We start from the raw sequence: 16523 nt of genomic DNA on the forward strand, positions 1-16523 counted from the left end.
TGCCATGAAACGTCGCTATAGCTGGCCACTGTGGACAGTCATGGGCCTCGTCGTGTTGTTGATCGCCATTCACATCGCGCTGCCTTACGTGGTGCGCAACTACTTGAACAACAAGCTCGCCGACATGGGCGAGTACCGGGGCCAGGTCACCGACGTCGACCTGGCCCTGTGGCGCGGCGCCTACAAGATCAACGGCCTGAACATCGTCAAGGTCGACGGCAAGGTCCCCGTTCCGCTGCTCAAAGTCCCGGTGATCGATCTGGCGGTCAGTTGGCACTCACTCTGGTACGACCACGCCGTGGTGGCAGAGGTTGCGTTTATCAGCCCGCAGCTCAACTTCGTCGACGGCGGCCCCGACAAACGACAATCACAGACCGGTGCCGGCACCGACTGGCGGGCTCAATTGAACAAACTGCTGCCGATCACCCTCAACGAACTCCGGGTCGAAGACGGCAAGATCACGTTCAACAATTTCAGCTCCACGCCCAAGGTGAAAATCGAAGCCGACAAGGTCAATGCCAGCATCTACAACCTGACCAACATCGCAGGCCAGCGCGACGCGCGCTTCGAAGGCAAGGCAATGCTGCTGGGCCATGCGCCACTGGAAAGCAGTGCCACCTTCGACCCATTGAGCAACTTCGAGAATTTCGATTTCAAGCTGCGCGCCACCGGCGTGCAACTCAAACAGATGAACGATTTCGCCTCGGCCTATGGCAAATTTGATTTCAACGCGGGAAATGGCGACATCGTGATCGAAGCTCAGGCCAAAAAAGGCCAGCTCAGTGGCTACATCAAACCGCTGTTGCGCGACGTCGACATTTTCAACTGGCAACAAGACGTCGAAAACAAGAACAAGGGATTCTTCCGCTCCATCTGGGAGGCCATGGTGGGCGGTGGCGAAACCGTGCTCAAGAACCAGCGCGAAAACCAGTTCGCCACCCGCGTCGAACTCAGTGGCAGCGTGCATAAGCAGGATGTCAGTGCTTTCCAGGCGTTTCTGCAGATCCTGCGCAACGCCTTCGTGCAGGCGTTCAATACGCGGTATGACAGTGGGAAGAAAGAGGCGGGATGATTGCACCTCCTCCTGTGAGCGTGCGCTTGCTCACGAAGACTCAGGAAGCGCCGCTGCCTCTCTAGTGGATGAAAGCCAGCCTTCGTGAGCAAGCGCTGACCCACCACTTAGCCCTGCTCTTCATCCTGTCCATGCTCAATACCGTAAGACGCTCGGTCTTCGGCGAGCAACCGTCCACTCAACCCTCTTCCCTGTAATGCTTCCCAGCCGATACACGCGAGTGCCAGGGTTCGGGGTGTTGCCTCACGCCCATTGCTGTAGCGCGTGATGCTTCGCGTGCTGACGCCCAAGGCTTCGGCAGCCAGCGCCAGGGGCAACCCCGTTCGTGCTCGCCAACCGATGAATATGCGGGTGTTCTCGTCCTTGGCAGTCTGAGCCTGAGCATCGAGATACAACGTGTCCGCACCGATCTGTATGTCCAGATCCACCCACTCCACAGTCCAGCCATCGTCCCCGATTTCTGCCTGCATGAAGGCATCTTCGATCCGGAGTGGTCGAAGACCGGGAAAATTCTGGATGTCCGCGTTCATGTCGAGCACGAACCTTTGATCATTGATGAACGTCAGGTCTAGCTTGCGCCCCTTCAGCGCCTGGACCGATTTGAGACGTGGTCGCTTCATGGATGCCATCTTGTCCATTCCTCCAACAGTTCTGTCTGGTGGGCCTGTACCCATTCAAGCGCCTCCTTGAGCACAGCGGCCGGTGCATGACCGAGCATGGGTTCAACCGGTTGCAGGCCGATCAACACATCCAGACCGCCCCCGGTGAGATGCACGTGGGGCGGCAGGTGATCCTTTTCCCGCAGCTGAATCCTGTATTTGTCCCTGAATCTATGTTTGGTAGACATCACAGCAATGTATAGCCAATTTGGCGATACCTCAACACGCGTTACACATTTGTTCGAGTCAAAACACGACCCGCCATTCAGCTACTGAATAAAGCGTCTGCGTTCACAGTCGTGCGGGCCCCGCGTTATAGTCGCTGCATGCTCCTTTTCTGATTGAGGCGGTCTGGGTTGTTGCTCAGGCGCCATGTTCGAGGATTTTCCGATGAAGTTCGAAGGCACTTCTGCCTACGTCGCTACCGACGACCTGAAGCTGGCGGTCAACGCTGCCATTACCCTGGAGCGTCCACTGCTGGTCAAAGGCGAGCCGGGCACGGGCAAGACCATGCTCGCCGAGCAACTGGCCGAATCCTTCGGCGCCAAGCTGATCACCTGGCACATCAAATCGACCACCAAGGCCCATCAGGGCCTGTATGAGTACGATGCGGTCAGTCGTCTGCGCGACTCTCAACTGGGCGTCGACAAAGTCCACGACGTGCGTAATTACCTGAAGAAGGGCAAGCTCTGGGAAGCGTTCGAGTCGGAAGAACGCGTGATTCTGCTGATCGACGAGATCGACAAGGCCGACATCGAATTCCCCAACGACCTGCTGCAAGAACTCGACAAGATGGAGTTCTACGTTTACGAGATCGACGAAACGATCAAGGCGAAAAAGCGCCCGATCATCATCATTACCTCGAACAACGAAAAAGAGCTGCCTGACGCGTTCCTGCGCCGCTGTTTCTTCCATTACATCGCCTTCCCTGACCGCACCACCCTGCACCGGATCGTCGATGTGCACTACCCCGACATCAAAAAAGACCTGGTCAGCGAAGCGCTCGATGTGTTCTTCGACGTGCGCAAGGTCCCGGGCCTCAAAAAGAAGCCTTCGACCTCGGAGCTGGTGGACTGGCTGAAACTGCTGATGGCCGACAACATCGGCGAAGCGGTGCTGCGCGAGCGCGATCCGACCAAGGCCATTCCGCCGCTGGCGGGCGCACTGGTGAAGAACGAGCAAGACGTGCAATTGCTTGAGCGTCTCGCGTTCATGAGCCGTCGTGGCAATCGCTAAGCTCTTTGGGATAAGTGCGGGACAACCAACATGCTGCTCAACCTCTTCAACGAAATGCGCGCCGCCAAGGTGCCGGTCTCGGTGCGTGAGCTGCTGGACCTGATCAACGCCCTGAAACAGCGGGTAATCTTCGCCGACTTGGACGAGTTCTACTACTTGTCGCGGGCGATTCTGGTCAAGGACGAGCGCCATTTCGACAAGTTCGACCGGGCCTTCGGCGCCTATTTCAATGGCCTCGAAAAACTCGACGACCATTTACAGGCGCTGATTCCCGAGGACTGGTTGCGCAAGGAGTTCGAGCGTTCGCTGACGGATGAAGAGCGCGCGCAGATTCAATCCCTCGGCGGGCTGGACAAACTCATCGAAGAGTTCAAGAAACGCCTCGAAGAACAGAAGGAACGCCACGCGGGCGGTAACAAATGGATCGGCACCGGCGGCACCAGCCCGTTTGGTTCGGGCGGCTACAACCCGGAGGGCATTCGGGTCGGCGATGCGGGCAAGCGTCAGGGCAAGGCGGCGAAAGTCTGGGATCAGCGCGAGTACAAGAACCTCGACGACCAGGTCGAACTGGGCACCCGCAACATCAAGGTGGCCTTGCGCCGCCTGCGCAAGTTCGCGCGTCAGGGTGCGGCGGACGAACTGGACATCGACGGCACCATCGACCACACCGCCCGCGATGCCGGTTTGCTGAACATCCAGATGCGCCCGGAACGCCGAAACACCATCAAACTGTTGCTGTTGTTCGACATCGGCGGCTCGATGGACGCCCACGTGAAAATCTGCGAAGAACTGTTCTCGGCCTGCAAGACCGAGTTCAAACACATGGAGTATTTCTACTTCCACAACTTCATTTATGAATCCGTGTGGAAGAACAATTCGCGCCGCACCTCGGAACGCACGTCGACCCAGGATTTGCTCCACAAATACGGCGCCGACTACAAAGTGATCTTCATCGGCGACGCCGCCATGGCGCCCTACGAAATCACCCAGCCTGGCGGCAGCGTCGAGCATTGGAACGAAGAAGCAGGCTACGTCTGGATGCACCGTTTCATGGCCAAGTTCAAGAAGATCATCTGGATCAACCCGTACCCCAAAGACGCCTGGGCCTACACCACCTCGACCAACATCGTGCGGGATTTGATCGAAGATCAGATGTACCCGCTCACGTTGCGCGGGTTGGAGGAAGGGATGCGGTATTTGGCGAAGTAATGCTGAGACTGTAGGAGCGCGCTTGCCCGCGAATGGGTTGTGTCAACGACATCACCCTGACTGACACACCGCAATCGCGGGCAAGCGCGCTCCTACAACGGCAGACCGAGTCGATTCAGACACCCCACCTGCTCCCGGTGCGCCATCTCTTGCACCACCGCCCTCAGACGCACCACCGTCCCTGGCAGTTGCTGCGCCAGCCTTGCCAGTGACAGCGCCTGCAAGCCGCGCTGCTACATCTGCCGTGCTCACTGGCGCAATCTTCCGATATAAAACAACTAACCATTATCAAAGATGACTTTGGTTACATTTTCCCTGTTGACGCAGTTTTGTACCGCTGATTATTTAAATTGTGTCAGTAGGCAATGCCCCTGACTGCACCTTTATAATACGGATACATATCACCTATCGAACGATCGCGCTCATTAGCCGAAATCTACGGCACGGATGCGCTCGCCCAAAACAAAGGATTCCAGATGAACGCAATGACAAATTTATGTGTCGCAGTGGCACTCGCACTCACGACCATCAATGTGAGCACCGCCAATCAAGGCGAAACAGCATCAAACCCACCAATCATTGAATTAGCAGATAAACTAACTCGAATCTTCGGATTCCCCGACAATTTGCACGATGTAAAATATTACAGCTTTACGTCCATTCGCGGGCAAAAAGTCATGATCTACAACAGGCGATCAAGATCGCAAGGGCCAGACTGGAACGTCGAATATAAGATTGACAAAGAATGGGTTCAGGTTCCACCCGATCACAGCTTTATATCGGCAGATCTGTCACCCAATCAGAAAGTCCTAATGAGGGTTTCAATCTCACCCGGCATGGATTTCAAAGCGGGTGATAATTTTGTGGTCGAGTTCGGCTCAGCACCGCAGATAGATAGAGGGCGCACAGTAGTCTCAGGGGACTCCGATTGGTTTCTTGTATACTTCCACGATCACCTCTTCAGAAACGAGCTGACCTGGAGAACGACGGTAACTGACTCAAAAGGCTATCCGGTGGAGGGCGCAATGGCCCATTTTGTCATCCTTCCCGACGAGTACAAACCCCACAAGATTACGATAAAAGAATACATCACCGACGCTTCGGGCTCCATCTCCGGCAAGATGAGATTTGACGGGTGCATTGGGAACAATAGAACCCCACCTTTCACAGGTGTTTTTTCTGACGCCAAAACAAAATGGAGGGCCACCTACAATACCGGCTACTGGCATTTATCTGTTAGAGGGAATGATGCCGGCAGTATGAGTGTATCGCCTTTGACGCAAATTTGTTCATCTAACATGGTCAAATAATCTTCACCGGGCCCAGTTGAGCTACTCAACTCCACTGGGCTTTCAACTGGCGGGCGAGAACAGCCTAGCCCACTTAGCATCAAACCCCTCCAGCGTTCGATGAACCACCCCAGCCAGAATCCATATATACTCTCTCGCCGCGTCAGCAAAGGCAGTATCTTCGTTCATTAAGCAGTACAACGTACTCTCTTCGTGCTGCGTCAACTCGCACCCCAACCCCATCGGTTTGATCAAACCTGTTTCATCGATGGAAAAGGTGAAAGTTTTTTTGCCAACTCTGGACTGGAAACTTCAAGCTTGGCTTTTAATACATCTCGCATGCCTTCCATATCCGTAGCCAGCAGTTCAGCTGCGCGCGTGCGAGCATCCAGTTTGACCTGCTCACAAAACTCCCAAGGACTAAGGGATCTAAAGAAAACGCCACCATCACCTGACGGTCTCAATGTCCCATCAAGCTTGACCTCATGGTATTCCACGTCTGGCGACGGACGCTTGCCCTCGGCGGCTCCCGCTTGCTGCGTATCGATGCCGGATAAAACCACCGGCTTTATCTTGTCGCTGATCGCCTCAGCATCCTGCTTGTACGAGTAATTCTGGTCAACTGTCAAAATCAGCTTCATGTGGACACCTCATCTCATGAATGCATGAAGTGCTTAACGACCCTCACAAAAAAATGATGACCTCGTCATCCTGACCAGCATTTCCGATAAACACGTAAGACGAAAGCTACAGAAGTAATCAATGCACGAGCGACTGCAACCACTCCACCTGCTCCCGATGCGCCATCTCCTGCACCACCGCCCTCATCCGCACCACCGTGCCCGGCAGTTTCTGCGCCAGCCGCGCCAGTGAAAGCGGCGTCAATGCGCCAAGCCTTGGATAGCCGCCGATGGTCTGGCGATCATTAAGCAGGACGATAGGCTGACCATCAGGCGGGACCTGAATGGCGCCCAGCGGAATGCCTTCGGAAATCATCGGCTTGCCCTGATACACCAGCTCCGGCCCCAACAGGCGCATGCCCATGCGGTCGGCGCGGCTGTCGAGGGTCCAGTCGTTGTTGAAGGCGTCGAACAGACTCAGGCCACTGAACTGGCCGATCTGCGCGCCGAGGACGACATCCAGTGGACGCTGACCGGAGAAGTCGGGGATGAGGTGATCGGGCAGCGCGTGAAGCTCAAATGAGCCCCCTGAATACGTCAGTTGATCGCCTTCAGCCAGCGCTTTTCCGGAACCGTTGAGCCCTCCCAGGCCTTCTCGCCCGACAGTGGCGCAACTGCCGAGGACATCAACAGCAGCAAAGCCACCCGGCGCGGCGATGTAGGCGCGAACGCCGGAAACAGGCTGAGTGAAGCGCAGTTGCTGGCCCTTCCTGACGAAGAAGCTGCGCCAAGGCGCCATCGAGCGGTCATCGAGCATCGCGCCCAGATCCGCTCCCGCCAATGCGAGGCAGCAATCGGCTTCGGCGATCAGGGTCAGGCCGCCGAGGGTAATTTCGATGACGGCGGCATCCAGCGGGTTGTTCAGCAGTTTGTTGGCCCAGGACATCGACACCCAGTCCAGCGCCCCGCCCTGCGTCACGCCCAGATGGCGGACGCCAAACCGTCCGGCGTCCTGAAGCAGGCACAGCGGCGTACTGCTTTTTACGGTAAGCACAGTCATGCCAGCGCCTCCAGCGCAGTGTCGTCGCCACCCAGGCGAATGAATTCGGCGTGATCGACAGCCTCGAAACGCACGGTGTCGCCGGGCTGCATCAGGCTGTAACCATCCATCCGGCGATCAAACAACTTCGCGGGCGTGCGGCCCAGGATGTTCCAGCCGCCCGGCGACTCCAGCGGGTAAGCCGCTGTCTGGCGTTCGGCGATGCCGACGCTGCCCGCCGCCACGCGTTTACGCGGCGTGTTTATCCGTGGTGCCGCCAGGACCTCTTCGACCAGTCCCATGAACGCAAATCCGGGTGCAAAGCCCAGCGCGAACACCTGATATTGCCGCTGGCTGTGGCGTCGAATCACCTCGTCCACCGGTAATCCACTGCGTCGGGACAGCAACGTCAGTTCGGGGCCAACGCTCAGGTCATACCAGACCGGCAACACATGCTGCCGCCCGCTTTTGGCGGCGTCAGGGGACAGGTCGGTCATGGCCTGCGCGATCACCTCGCGCGCCTGGAGGGGATCAAGCGCCATCAGGTCGTAATGCACCATCAGGGTGGTGTACGACGGCACCAGGTCAATCAAATGCGCACCGAAGCCCTCGCGCAGCCGAAGGCTGGCCGCAAGCATCCACGGCATGTTGGCTTCATCGATGGCATCGAACAGACGCACCATCAAACAATCGATCGCGACGACTTCGACGCGCACATTCATGAGGCGGACAACTGCGCCGGGGTGTTGCCCAACGCCTGACGGATCCGTTGAACGGCGGCGATGGAACTGGCGTTGTCGCCGTGCACGCAGAGAGTGTCGGCGTTGAGCAGCAGTTCGCTGCCGTCGCTCGCAATCAAGGGTTCACCACGGGACAGCGTCAGCGCCTGGGCAATAATGGTTTCCGGGTCATGGTGGACCGCACCCGGCAAGCTGCGCGACACCAGACGCCCCACGCTGTCGTATGCACGGTCGGCGAACGCCTCGAACCACAGGGTGACGCCGAACTCATCGGCCATCGCTTGCGCTGCGCTGTTGTCACGCATGGCCAGCAGCATCAAGGGCAATTCAGCGTTGTAGCGGGCGATGCCTTCGATGACCGCACGCAGTTGCGCCGGATTGGCCATCATGTCGTTGTACATCGCGCCATGGGGTTTGACGTAGCTGACACGACCGCCCTGAGCACGGGCAACCCCGTCAAGTGCGCCGATCTGGTAATGCAGCAGGTCCTGAATCTCTTGCGGCGAACAGGCCATGGAGCGGCGGCCGAATCCCACGAGGTCCGGGTACGCAGGGTGTGCACCGAGGGTCACGTTATGGGTCAACGCCAAGGCCACGGTCTTGCGCATGACACTGGGATCGCCCGCATGAAAACCACAGGCGATGTTGGCGCAATCGATGTACGGCATGACGTCGGCATCCAGACCCATGGTCCACGCGCCGTAGCTTTCGCCGATATCACAGTTCAATAACAGGCGGCCCAAGGGGTATCTCCTGTGCAAAGGAAGGTTGAAGACGGGCCTTGAGTCTACGCGTGGGAAGCGTCCGTTTGCAGCGCTGAAACGAGCCTGTCATGTGCAGGCGCATTCTTGGACGGGAGGGGTTGGGGCGTCCAACGAATAAAAGCGAGAGGGGGAGATAAGAAAAAGTGAACGGCTTTCTTCAGCGCCGCAATAGGGGACATCGTCGGTACGGTCACAGGTGCTTTACCACTGTGGGAGCGAATTCATTCGCGAAAAATCAGCAAGACGGCACATTCGTGACGAATGTACCAATGCATCGCGAATAAATTTGCTCCCACAGGCCCTGTGCGAAGTGCCTGAACGGTTTCGCTCCCTAGCGCCAGTCGCGGTTGACGGGTCGCACGTGATGCCGTCCCACGAACACCCAGTCGATGAACAGCACGAAGCTTTCGATGACCAGCGAAAACAGCAGCGCGCAGACCAAGCCCCAACCGATGACGTCAGGCGACAGCAAGACCTGCCAGGAATACCCGTTCCAGGTTTCCTTGCGGATGTCCGGGTCAGCGGCGGTGAGCACGTGGTAAGCCCGCATGTACCACGGGCCTTGCAGGGCGAGCCATTCGCGGTCGAGGGTTTGTGTTCGCGTCAGCAGGGTGTTGATGTTGTCGGCGTCGGTGCGAAACACAGGATCGTCACTGCTGCGGTAGTGCTGGATCAGCGCCTGAACATCACCTTTGAAGAACCGCTGAGCCGTGTCGTTGTAGCCACCGAGGCTCTTCTGCGCCTCGATAAGGTGCGCTTCGACACGCTTGCTGTAATCGCTGATAAAGCCGGGAATCTGCACGCCGATCAACAGGCCCGCCGTGAACAACACCAGTCGCAGATAGCTTCGCAGCATAGGTCCCTCTCTGTCAGGTTCGGCCTTCGGCCACGCATTCGCCGCGACGCCACAAGCTCCAGTGGCCAGGTTCGTAGCGATTCCAGGTTTCGTTCTCGGTCAACGGCTCGGTGGCGATGACCGTGACCACGTCGTTCGGGGTGGTTTCGGCCTGAAAATCGACGATCACGTCGACATCTTTCAAGCGAGCCGGACCGAACGGAGCGCGGCGCGTAATGTGCACCAGCTTGGTGGAGCAGAAACAAAATAGCCAGTCGCCATCGCTGAGCAAGCCATTGAACACGCCCTTGCTGCGGTATTCGCTACAGGCTTCGACCAGGGTCGGCAGCAGCTGTTCGATCTCGACAGGTTCTGGAAAACCTTCACGCACGCGGTTCAACACATCGCAGAAGGCGGCTTCGCTATCGGTGTCCCCCACCGGCCGATAGAACGTGGCACGGGGGTGAAAATCCGCCAGTTGGCCGTTGTGGGCGAAGCACCAGTTACGGCCCCACAGCTCGCGGACAAAGGGATGGGTGTTGGACAGGCAGACCTTGCCCACGTTGGCCTGACGAATGTGACCGATGACCACCTCGCTCTTGATCGGGTAACGCTGCACCAGTTGGGCGACTTCCGACTCGCTGCTGGCCGCAGGGTCCTGAAACAGGCGCAAGCCGCGCCCCTCGTAGAAGCCGATGCCCCAGCCATCACGGTGCGGACCGGTTCGCCCACCCCGCTGCATCAGCCCGGTAAAGCTGAACACGATGTCGGTGGGTACATTGGCACTCATGCCCAGAAGTTCACACATGCTCGGCTCTCGGTAGGCTTAACCGCAGATCACACTGCCCAAGCGCGCTTGCCGCCTGCCAGGCAGTAAAGCCTTGCCTGAATGCGCGCAATCGCGGGCAAGCGCGCTCCTACAGGGACAAGCGTCATCACAACTTGGGTTCGACCCGGTAGCGGCCACTGCTGCCATTGGCCGGCGCAGCGGGTGGGTTGGCGAAGCGGCTCGGCCCCTGGTTTGCGAACGGTTCGTCGTCCTGCTCAGCCTGCTTCTGCTCCGCAGCCGCCTGCGCCGCAGCTTCCTCGGCGTGGGCCTGGCGGGCTTTTTTCTTGCGCAGAAACGGCAGGCGGATCAGCGCGAAGATGACATACAGGCCCAGGGCAACGGCGCCGTAGGTCGACAGATCCAGCATCGCGCGCCAGACGTTATTGCCGACCTTGAGTGCAAGATCCAGCACGCTGATGGCCAGCGCGGGAGCGTACTTGTCTTTGACTGGATCGATGATGGTCGGGCAGAACAGCAGGACCGCGCCGATCACGCGCAGCGGCTCGCGCAGGTAGCGCCACATCCAGCCGGTCAGCTTGAACCACACCAACAGACAACCCAACGCAGCGAATGCGTAAAGGCCCCAGGCAATCAGATAGTCGTTGTCGGTCATGACGTCCGTGGTAAGGCAGGTAAAGAGGCGCTTATGATAACGACTTTTCGCAAGCCCGGCTTCCCCGGCTTCAGTTATCGGTCTGCACTGCCCCCGACCGGGCAACGCCGGGCCGGACGGTTTATTCGAGAACGCCCATTGAGAGAGCCCAGCATGCCTTCTTCCCACATTGCTCCTAGCGCCCCGCTGGCCCGCAAAGCCGACGGCGCCGACCCGTATGCCTGGCTGCAGAACCGCGACACCGACGAGGTGCTCGATTACCTCAAGGCTGAAAACGACTACCAGGAGCGTCAGCTCGCCGATCAGCAGGCGCTGCGTGAAACCCTGTTTCAGGAGATCAAGGGCCGCATCCTCGAAACCGACCTGTCGCTGCCCTCGCCCTGGGGCCCGTACCTGTACTACACCCGCACCACCGAAGGCGATGAATACGCCCGCCACTATCGCTGCCCGCGCCCCGCAGACGACTCACAGACGGTCGACGAAAGCGCCGAAGAGTTGCTGCTGGACCCCAACGTGTTGGCCAACGGCGGCTTTTTTTCGCTGGGCGCATTCAGCATCAGCCCGGACCACCAGCGTCTGGCCTACAGCCTTGATACCAGTGGTGAGGAGGTCTACCAGCTGTACGTCAAAGAACTGAGCAGCGGCAACGTCATCAACCTGCCCTTCGAAGACTGCGACGGCAGCATGACCTGGGCCAACGACAGCCAGACGCTGTTCTTCGGCGAGCTGGACGACACCCATCGCCCTCACAAGCTGTACCGCCACACCCTGGGCAACGACTCCGCCGACCTCGTGTTCAACGAGCCGGACGGGCGTTTCTTCCTGCACTGCTACCGCACCAGCTCCGAGCGGCAACTGGTGTTGGCCATCGACAGCAAGACCACCGGCGAATCCTGGGTGCTGGATGCGAGCAAGCCCGAGCAGGCGTTTGTCTGCATGGCGCCACGCACTGAGGGGCATGAGTACTCCGTGGACCATGGCCTGGTCGACGGCACCTGGAGCTGGCTGATCCGCAGCAACCAGGACGGCATCAACTTCGCGCTGTTTCATGCGCCGGAAAAAACCAGCGGCGTGCCCGAGCGCAAGGACTGGCAGACGCTGATCCCGCATAGCGAATCGGTGATGCTCGACGGCTTCAGCCTCAATGCCAAAGGCCTGACCCTGAGTCTGCGTGAAGGCGGCCTGCCCGTCGTCGAAGTTCACCCACAGAGCTTGCCGGCCTATCGGGTGCAACTGCCGGACGCTGCCTACAACCTGTATGTGCAGGACACGCTTGAGTTCGACAGCGACAAGATTCGCCTGCGTTACCAGTCGCTGAATCGCCCGCCGCAGGTGCGTCAGTTGACCCTGGCCACCGGCGAGCAAGCGGTGCTCAAAGAGACGCCCGTGCTGGGCGTGTTCGACGCCGATGCCTACGTCAGCCAGCGTCTGTGGGCCACCGCCGCCGATGGCACTCAGGTGCCGATCAGCCTGGTGGTCAAACGCGAACTGGCCGGCCAACCGGTGCCGCTGTACCTCTACGGCTATGGTGCGTATGGCGAGAGTCTGGACCCGTGGTTCTCGCACGCCCGGCTGAGTCTGCTGAACCGGGGCGTCGCCTTCGCCATCGCCCATGTGCGCGGCGGTGGCGAACTCGGTGAGGCCTGGTACCTCAACGGCAAGCAGGAGCACAAGCAAAACACCTTCAGCGACTTCATCGCCTGCGCCGAGCACTTGATCGCACAAAACCTCACCACGCCAGACCAGCTGGTGATCAGCGGCGGGAGTGCCGGCGGATTGCTGATCGGCGCCGTGGTCAATCAGCGGCCCGATCTGTTCAAGGCCGCCATCGCCGAAGTGCCTTTCGTCGATGTGCTGAACACCATGCTCGACCCTGAGCTGCCACTGACCGTGACGGAATACGACGAGTGGGGAAATCCGCAGGAACCGGCGGTATATGCTCGCATCAAGGCCTATGCCCCGTACGAGAACGTCACCGCACAGGCATACCCGTCCATGCTGGTGATTGCCGGGTACAACGACAGCCGCGTGCAGTATTGGGAAGCGGCCAAGTGGGTGGCAAAATTGCGCGACACCAAGACCGATGACAACCTGTTGCTGCTCAAGACCGAGCTGGGTGCCGGGCACGGTGGGATGAGTGGCCGTTATCAAGGATTGCGTGACGTAGCGCTCGAATACGGTTTTATCTTCAAGGTATTGCAACTGGCCTGAGGAACTCCCTCATCTCCGTGTGTCATACCAGACGATCCCCGGATGATGCGTAGTCCGGGGACGTTTTGCACGTCAGCTGTTTCAGTCTCCATTCTTCACGACTCAACAAGAACATCACATGCCAACACCGTCATCCCTGAACAATGAGATCCGCGAGATGCTGATGGACTGCGGTCTGTTCCTCGCCCTGACGCCCGCCGACTTTTCCGCGGCGGCAGGTTATTTCAGCATCAGCAACATCGACAAAGGCCAGCCGATCTTCAACGAAGGCGATGCAGGCACCTTCATGTGCATCATCCATTCGGGGACGGTGTCGGTGCAGAAGCTCAATGGCGAAGGCAAACAGGTCGAAACGGCGATCCTGCGCAGCGGTCGGGCATTCGGCGAAATGGCGGTGCTGGATGGCGAACGTCGTTCGGCAAGCTGCATCGCGGCGTCGCCTTGCTACCTGCTGAACCTGGGCAAGGACTCCCTGGACAAGATGCTCAATGACGCCCCGAAAGTGGCAGCCAAGATCATCCGCGCGATAGCGATCGCGATGTCCAAGCGCCTGCGGATGATGGACGGACAGGTGCTGGCTCAGCAGGAATAGGTCATCCCACTCCCTGTAGAAGCTGGCTTGCCGGCGAACCCGGTGTGCCACTCGACATCAGGGCGGCTGGCCTCATGGGTTCGCCAGCAGGCCGGCCCCTACAATTTTGCAGTGCAGCAGTGTGAATCAAGGACTGGGCTTGGCGGGCGGCGGCAACCCCGGCAACGGCTCATCTTCTTTTGGCGGGCCGGGTTGCGGGATCTTCGGCAGTAATGGCGGATTACCCTGGCCTCCCGCGCGCGGCACACTCGGTGGAGTGACCTGGGGATAAGGTGTCGGGGTGGCAGTTCCCGGCGAGCCGGATGTCGCGGCGATCGGTTCGGGGGTATTCAGGACAGGTTGCAGGTTCTCGGCAAACCCCTGCGATGCACCGAGCATCATCAAGGCAATCGCCGCTAGAATGGACCGCTTCATCGTTGGCCTCCACTGCCAATCTTTTGCTGTGACGCTCAGGCTACTCCTGCGCGGCGCTTCGTGCGCTGACAAATTGATGCGCACACCTTCAGGCTTTCTACCGGGTTTTCCATGAAACGTTTCGTTCTGCTCGACACCACCCCGATCCCCGACAACGGCGGCGCCCTGTGCCTGTTCGAATACGGCGAAGACTTCGTGATCAAGATTCAGGGTGGCGACGGCGGCCAACTGATGAACACGCGCATGCACGGCTCCGAAGACGCGTTGGCCGAGATCCCCTGCAAAAAGGTCGCGTCACGGCTGAACCCTCGCGTACTGATCGGCGGGCTGGGCATGGGCTTCACCCTCGCCTCAGCACTCAAGCATCTGGGCAAGAACGGCGAAGTGGTCGTGGCCGAACTGGTGCCTGGCGTGGTCGAGTGGAATCGCGGACCACTGGGTGAGAAGTCCGGCAACCCGTTGCAGGACCCTCGCGCCCGGGTCGTCGTACAGGACGTCGCCCAGGTGCTGAAAAGCGAGCCTCAGGGGTTCGATGCGATCATGCTCGATGTCGACAACGGCCCTGAAGGCCTGACCCAAAAAGCCAACAGCTGGCTCTACTCCGCCGGTGGTCTGGCCGCCTGCGCGAGCGCTCTGCGCCCCAAAGGTGTGCTGGCGGTCTGGTCGGCCAGCGCCGACGCCGCCTTCAGCGACAAACTGCGCAAGGCCGGATTCAAGGCCGAAGAGGTCAAGGTTTACGCCCACGGCAACAAAGGAACGCGGCACACGATCTGGATTGCTGAAAAAGTCAAAGCCTGACAGCCGATCAAAGCGCTAGACTTGCCCCATTGCCAACAGCACACGAAACAGGTGACACCATGAGCGCGGGAACCCCAACCAACACTTCCAAGCTGGACCGCATCCTGGCCGATGCCCAGCGTGACCGCGAGATGGGTTATCGCGACAAGGCGCTGCGCATGTACCCGCACGTCTGCGGCCGCTGCGCCCGTGAGTTTTCCGGCAAGCGCCTGAGCGAACTGACCGTGCATCACCGCGACCACAACCACGACAACAACCCGCAGGACGGCTCCAACTGGGAACTGCTGTGCCTGTACTGCCACGACAACGAACACTCGCGTTATACCGACCAGCAGTACTTCTCCGACAGCTCGACCAGCAGCCCGAAGACTGCCAAGGCCACGCACAACCCGTTTGCTGCGCTGGCGGGATTGATGAAAAAAGACGAATAAGCCTATAGGCGCGCGCTTGCCCGCGATGCGTTCGTTCAGCCGACAGATCCTTGTCGCCTGATCCGAACAATCGCGGGCAAGCGCGCTCCTACACGTTCGCTGAGCCCCACCTTCCCGTATAATCCCGCGCTTTCTTTGAAGAGCACCCTCTCCCGTGGCCAACAAACGCTATGCCTGCATCGGCTTGTACAACCCCAAGTCTCCGGAAAACGTCGGTTCGGTGATGCGTGCGGCGGGCTGTTATGGCGTGGCGTCGGTGTTCTACACCGGCAAACGCTATGAGCGGGCGCGGGACTTCGTCACCGACACCAAAAAGATCCATCAGGACATTCCGCTGATCGGCATCGACGACCTGAAAAAGATCATTCCGCTGGGCTGCGTGCCCGTCGCCGTCGAGCTGGTCGAAGGCGCCCGCGCACTGCCGGAATACACCCACCCCGACCGCGCGATCTACATCTTCGGCCCGGAAGACGGCTCGCTCGACAAAGAGATTCGCGACTGGTGCGAAGACGTGGTGTACATCCCCACCACCGGCTGCATGAACCTGGCCGCAACCGTGAACGTGGTGCTTTACGACCGCATGGCCAAGGGCAACAACACCCGCTCCGGCCCGCAATTCGGTCGTGAAACCGATCGCACCTGATCGACCCGCAACGACAAACGCATTGAACAGTTTTCGCTCGCGGCAGTCAGCTTAAGGGACCTTACCTATTCATGGAGACCGCATCATGAGCGATACCCCGATCATCAAACGCGTCGAACGAACCGTGCGCGATTATCCAGAGCAGAACGTGCAAGGCTGGGAGCGAATCGGCTCGCTGGCAGGTGGCGTACTGATGATGGGCAAAGGCTTGCGCCGTGGCGGCATCTTCGGCCTGGTGCAACTGGCGATCGGCGGCGCAGTGCTGGCGCGTGGTATCACCGGTCATTGCTCAACCAAGGCGCTGCTGGAAAAAAGCCGCAGTGAGATGGACATTGCCCGCTCCCGGATCGAAGAAGCCGGTGCTGAACTGAGCAAGCTCAAAACAAAAGCCGAGGTCGCAGCCGAAGAGGCGGTGGTCAACACCATCGATGCCGTGAGCGGGCCGAAGGGCGTTTAAGCGAAGCCCGCGCGTACACCGGCGCTTCAACGTTGAAATAACGTATCACTGTGGGAGCGAATTCATTCGCGA

General features: G+C 59.2%; 20 protein-coding genes. 10 read left to right on the plus strand and 10 right to left on the minus strand.

All coding sequences use genetic code 11. The annotated features are described in order from the left end of the window. Positions 1–4: 4 nt before the first annotated feature. On the plus strand, positions 5–1072 hold the full coding sequence (locus tag AB4N84_RS03850) for a DUF748 domain-containing protein (protein WP_460045312.1): 1068 nt from the start codon (positions 5–7) through the stop codon (positions 1070–1072). A 107-nt stretch (positions 1073–1179) separates the two neighbouring features. On the opposite strand, the gene AB4N84_RS03855 is transcribed toward AB4N84_RS03850, so the two are convergent. Both AB4N84_RS03855 and AB4N84_RS03860 read right to left on the minus strand, forming a co-directional pair. Beyond that, a complete protein-coding gene (locus AB4N84_RS03855) occupies positions 1180–1692 on the minus strand; it encodes a DUF2442 domain-containing protein (RefSeq protein ID WP_460045313.1) in 513 nt (170 codons plus the stop codon). Continuing rightward, positions 1689–1919 carry a DUF4160 domain-containing protein gene (locus tag AB4N84_RS03860; protein ID WP_346829521.1) on the minus strand — a complete coding sequence of 77 codons (231 nt, stop codon included), beginning with the start codon at positions 1917–1919 and terminating at the stop codon, positions 1689–1691. Before AB4N84_RS03860 ends, AB4N84_RS03855 begins: the two co-directional genes overlap by 4 nt. Before the next feature lie 202 nt (positions 1920–2121). On the opposite strand from AB4N84_RS03860, the gene AB4N84_RS03865 reads away from it, so the two are divergent. From AB4N84_RS03865 to AB4N84_RS03875, 3 genes are all read left to right on the plus strand, one after another. Next, positions 2122–2967 carry an AAA family ATPase gene (locus AB4N84_RS03865; RefSeq protein WP_460045314.1) on the plus strand — a complete coding sequence of 282 codons (846 nt, stop codon included), beginning with the start codon at positions 2122–2124 and terminating at the stop codon, positions 2965–2967. Positions 2968–2997: 30 nt separating this feature from the next. Further along, the gene (locus AB4N84_RS03870) at positions 2998–4176 is read left to right on the plus strand and encodes a vWA domain-containing protein (protein ID WP_460045315.1); all 1179 of its coding nucleotides are present in this window, start codon (positions 2998–3000) and stop codon (positions 4174–4176) included. A 476-nt stretch (positions 4177–4652) separates the two neighbouring features. Then, entirely contained in the window at positions 4653–5486 is an 834-nt protein-coding gene (locus AB4N84_RS03875; RefSeq protein ID WP_460045317.1) for a hypothetical protein, read from the plus strand. A 230-nt stretch (positions 5487–5716) separates the two neighbouring features. Here the strand turns inward: AB4N84_RS03875 and AB4N84_RS03880 are convergent, their stop codons facing one another. From AB4N84_RS03880 to AB4N84_RS03910, 7 genes are all read right to left on the minus strand, one after another. Next, on the minus strand, positions 5717–6106 hold the full coding sequence (locus tag AB4N84_RS03880; protein ID WP_460045318.1) for a hypothetical protein: 390 nt from the start codon (positions 6104–6106) through the stop codon (positions 5717–5719). A gap of 118 nt (positions 6107–6224) precedes the next feature. Further along, positions 6225–7145: a 5-oxoprolinase subunit C family protein gene (locus AB4N84_RS03885; protein WP_460045319.1), complete on the minus strand. Its 921-nt coding sequence runs from the start codon at positions 7143–7145 to the stop codon at positions 6225–6227. Beyond that, on the minus strand, positions 7142–7846 hold the full coding sequence (locus AB4N84_RS03890; protein ID WP_460045320.1) for a 5-oxoprolinase subunit B family protein: 705 nt from the start codon (positions 7844–7846) through the stop codon (positions 7142–7144). The genes AB4N84_RS03885 and AB4N84_RS03890 overlap by 4 nt, the downstream gene beginning before the upstream one ends. Then, positions 7843–8607, minus strand: coding sequence for a 5-oxoprolinase subunit PxpA (locus AB4N84_RS03895; RefSeq protein ID WP_460045321.1), 765 nt, complete (start codon positions 8605–8607; stop codon positions 7843–7845). The genes AB4N84_RS03890 and AB4N84_RS03895 overlap by 4 nt, the downstream gene beginning before the upstream one ends. A 352-nt stretch (positions 8608–8959) precedes the next feature. Next, positions 8960–9484: a DUF2937 family protein gene (locus AB4N84_RS03900; RefSeq protein ID WP_074752629.1), complete on the minus strand. Its 525-nt coding sequence runs from the start codon at positions 9482–9484 to the stop codon at positions 8960–8962. A gap of 13 nt (positions 9485–9497) precedes the next feature. Beyond that, on the minus strand, positions 9498–10271 hold the full coding sequence (locus tag AB4N84_RS03905; RefSeq protein WP_074752630.1) for a class II glutamine amidotransferase: 774 nt from the start codon (positions 10269–10271) through the stop codon (positions 9498–9500). 127 nt (positions 10272–10398) lie between these two features. Further along, positions 10399–10905, minus strand: a complete 507-nt coding sequence (locus tag AB4N84_RS03910; protein ID WP_074752631.1) for an MFS transporter — start codon at positions 10903–10905, stop codon at positions 10399–10401. A gap of 153 nt (positions 10906–11058) precedes the next feature. On the opposite strand from AB4N84_RS03910, the gene AB4N84_RS03915 reads away from it, so the two are divergent. Together AB4N84_RS03915 and AB4N84_RS03920 are read left to right on the plus strand one after the other, a co-directional pair. After that, on the plus strand, positions 11059–13116 hold the full coding sequence (locus AB4N84_RS03915) for a S9 family peptidase (RefSeq protein ID WP_460045322.1): 2058 nt from the start codon (positions 11059–11061) through the stop codon (positions 13114–13116). Positions 13117–13234: 118 nt separating this feature from the next. Continuing rightward, a complete protein-coding gene (locus tag AB4N84_RS03920; RefSeq protein ID WP_074752633.1) occupies positions 13235–13708 on the plus strand; it encodes a Crp/Fnr family transcriptional regulator in 474 nt (157 codons plus the stop codon). A 126-nt stretch (positions 13709–13834) separates the two neighbouring features. Here the strand turns inward: AB4N84_RS03920 and AB4N84_RS03925 are convergent, their stop codons facing one another. Next, complete coding sequence (locus AB4N84_RS03925; protein ID WP_074752634.1) at positions 13835–14122, minus strand: hypothetical protein; 288 nt, start codon at positions 14120–14122, stop codon at positions 13835–13837. Positions 14123–14233: 111 nt separating this feature from the next. Between AB4N84_RS03925 and AB4N84_RS03930 the strand changes: the two genes are divergently transcribed. From AB4N84_RS03930 to AB4N84_RS03945, 4 genes are all read left to right on the plus strand, one after another. Continuing rightward, positions 14234–14920 (plus strand): spermidine synthase, encoded by a 687-nt coding sequence (locus tag AB4N84_RS03930; RefSeq protein ID WP_346829509.1) that lies wholly within the window; start codon positions 14234–14236, stop codon positions 14918–14920. A gap of 59 nt (positions 14921–14979) precedes the next feature. Beyond that, positions 14980–15351 (plus strand): YajD family HNH nuclease, encoded by a 372-nt coding sequence (locus AB4N84_RS03935; protein ID WP_074752636.1) that lies wholly within the window; start codon positions 14980–14982, stop codon positions 15349–15351. A gap of 154 nt (positions 15352–15505) precedes the next feature. After that, positions 15506–15994, plus strand: a complete 489-nt coding sequence (locus AB4N84_RS03940; RefSeq protein ID WP_074752637.1) for an RNA methyltransferase — start codon at positions 15506–15508, stop codon at positions 15992–15994. Positions 15995–16079: 85 nt separating this feature from the next. Then, on the plus strand, positions 16080–16451 hold the full coding sequence (locus AB4N84_RS03945) for a YgaP family membrane protein (RefSeq protein WP_074752638.1): 372 nt from the start codon (positions 16080–16082) through the stop codon (positions 16449–16451). The last annotated feature ends 72 nt before the right edge of the window (positions 16452–16523 follow it).

This window comes from Pseudomonas sp. S2_H01 (assembly GCF_054668305.1).

Excerpts from the sequence above, each read along its gene's own strand:
- AB4N84_RS03850 (WP_460045312.1), top strand. The coding sequence starts at position 5 with ATGAAACGTCGCTATAGCTGGCCACTGTGGACAGTCATGGGCCTCGTC.
- AB4N84_RS03855 (WP_460045313.1), bottom strand. The coding sequence starts at position 1,692 with ATGAAGCGACCACGTCTCAAATCGGTCCAGGCGCTGAAGGGGCGCAAG.
- AB4N84_RS03860 (WP_346829521.1), bottom strand. The coding sequence starts at position 1,919 with ATGTCTACCAAACATAGATTCAGGGACAAATACAGGATTCAGCTGCGG.
- AB4N84_RS03865 (WP_460045314.1), top strand. The coding sequence starts at position 2,122 with ATGAAGTTCGAAGGCACTTCTGCCTACGTCGCTACCGACGACCTGAAG.
- AB4N84_RS03870 (WP_460045315.1), top strand. The coding sequence starts at position 2,998 with ATGCTGCTCAACCTCTTCAACGAAATGCGCGCCGCCAAGGTGCCGGTC.
- AB4N84_RS03875 (WP_460045317.1), top strand. The coding sequence starts at position 4,653 with ATGAACGCAATGACAAATTTATGTGTCGCAGTGGCACTCGCACTCACG.
- AB4N84_RS03880 (WP_460045318.1), bottom strand. The coding sequence starts at position 6,106 with ATGAAGCTGATTTTGACAGTTGACCAGAATTACTCGTACAAGCAGGAT.
- AB4N84_RS03885 (WP_460045319.1), bottom strand. The coding sequence starts at position 7,145 with ATGACTGTGCTTACCGTAAAAAGCAGTACGCCGCTGTGCCTGCTTCAG.
- AB4N84_RS03890 (WP_460045320.1), bottom strand. The coding sequence starts at position 7,846 with ATGAATGTGCGCGTCGAAGTCGTCGCGATCGATTGTTTGATGGTGCGT.
- AB4N84_RS03900 (WP_074752629.1), bottom strand. The coding sequence starts at position 9,484 with ATGCTGCGAAGCTATCTGCGACTGGTGTTGTTCACGGCGGGCCTGTTG.
- AB4N84_RS03905 (WP_074752630.1), bottom strand. The coding sequence starts at position 10,271 with ATGTGTGAACTTCTGGGCATGAGTGCCAATGTACCCACCGACATCGTG.
- AB4N84_RS03910 (WP_074752631.1), bottom strand. The coding sequence starts at position 10,905 with ATGACCGACAACGACTATCTGATTGCCTGGGGCCTTTACGCATTCGCT.
- AB4N84_RS03915 (WP_460045322.1), top strand. The coding sequence starts at position 11,059 with ATGCCTTCTTCCCACATTGCTCCTAGCGCCCCGCTGGCCCGCAAAGCC.
- AB4N84_RS03920 (WP_074752633.1), top strand. The coding sequence starts at position 13,235 with ATGCCAACACCGTCATCCCTGAACAATGAGATCCGCGAGATGCTGATG.
- AB4N84_RS03925 (WP_074752634.1), bottom strand. The coding sequence starts at position 14,122 with ATGAAGCGGTCCATTCTAGCGGCGATTGCCTTGATGATGCTCGGTGCA.
- AB4N84_RS03930 (WP_346829509.1), top strand. The coding sequence starts at position 14,234 with ATGAAACGTTTCGTTCTGCTCGACACCACCCCGATCCCCGACAACGGC.
- AB4N84_RS03935 (WP_074752636.1), top strand. The coding sequence starts at position 14,980 with ATGAGCGCGGGAACCCCAACCAACACTTCCAAGCTGGACCGCATCCTG.
- AB4N84_RS03945 (WP_074752638.1), top strand. The coding sequence starts at position 16,080 with ATGAGCGATACCCCGATCATCAAACGCGTCGAACGAACCGTGCGCGAT.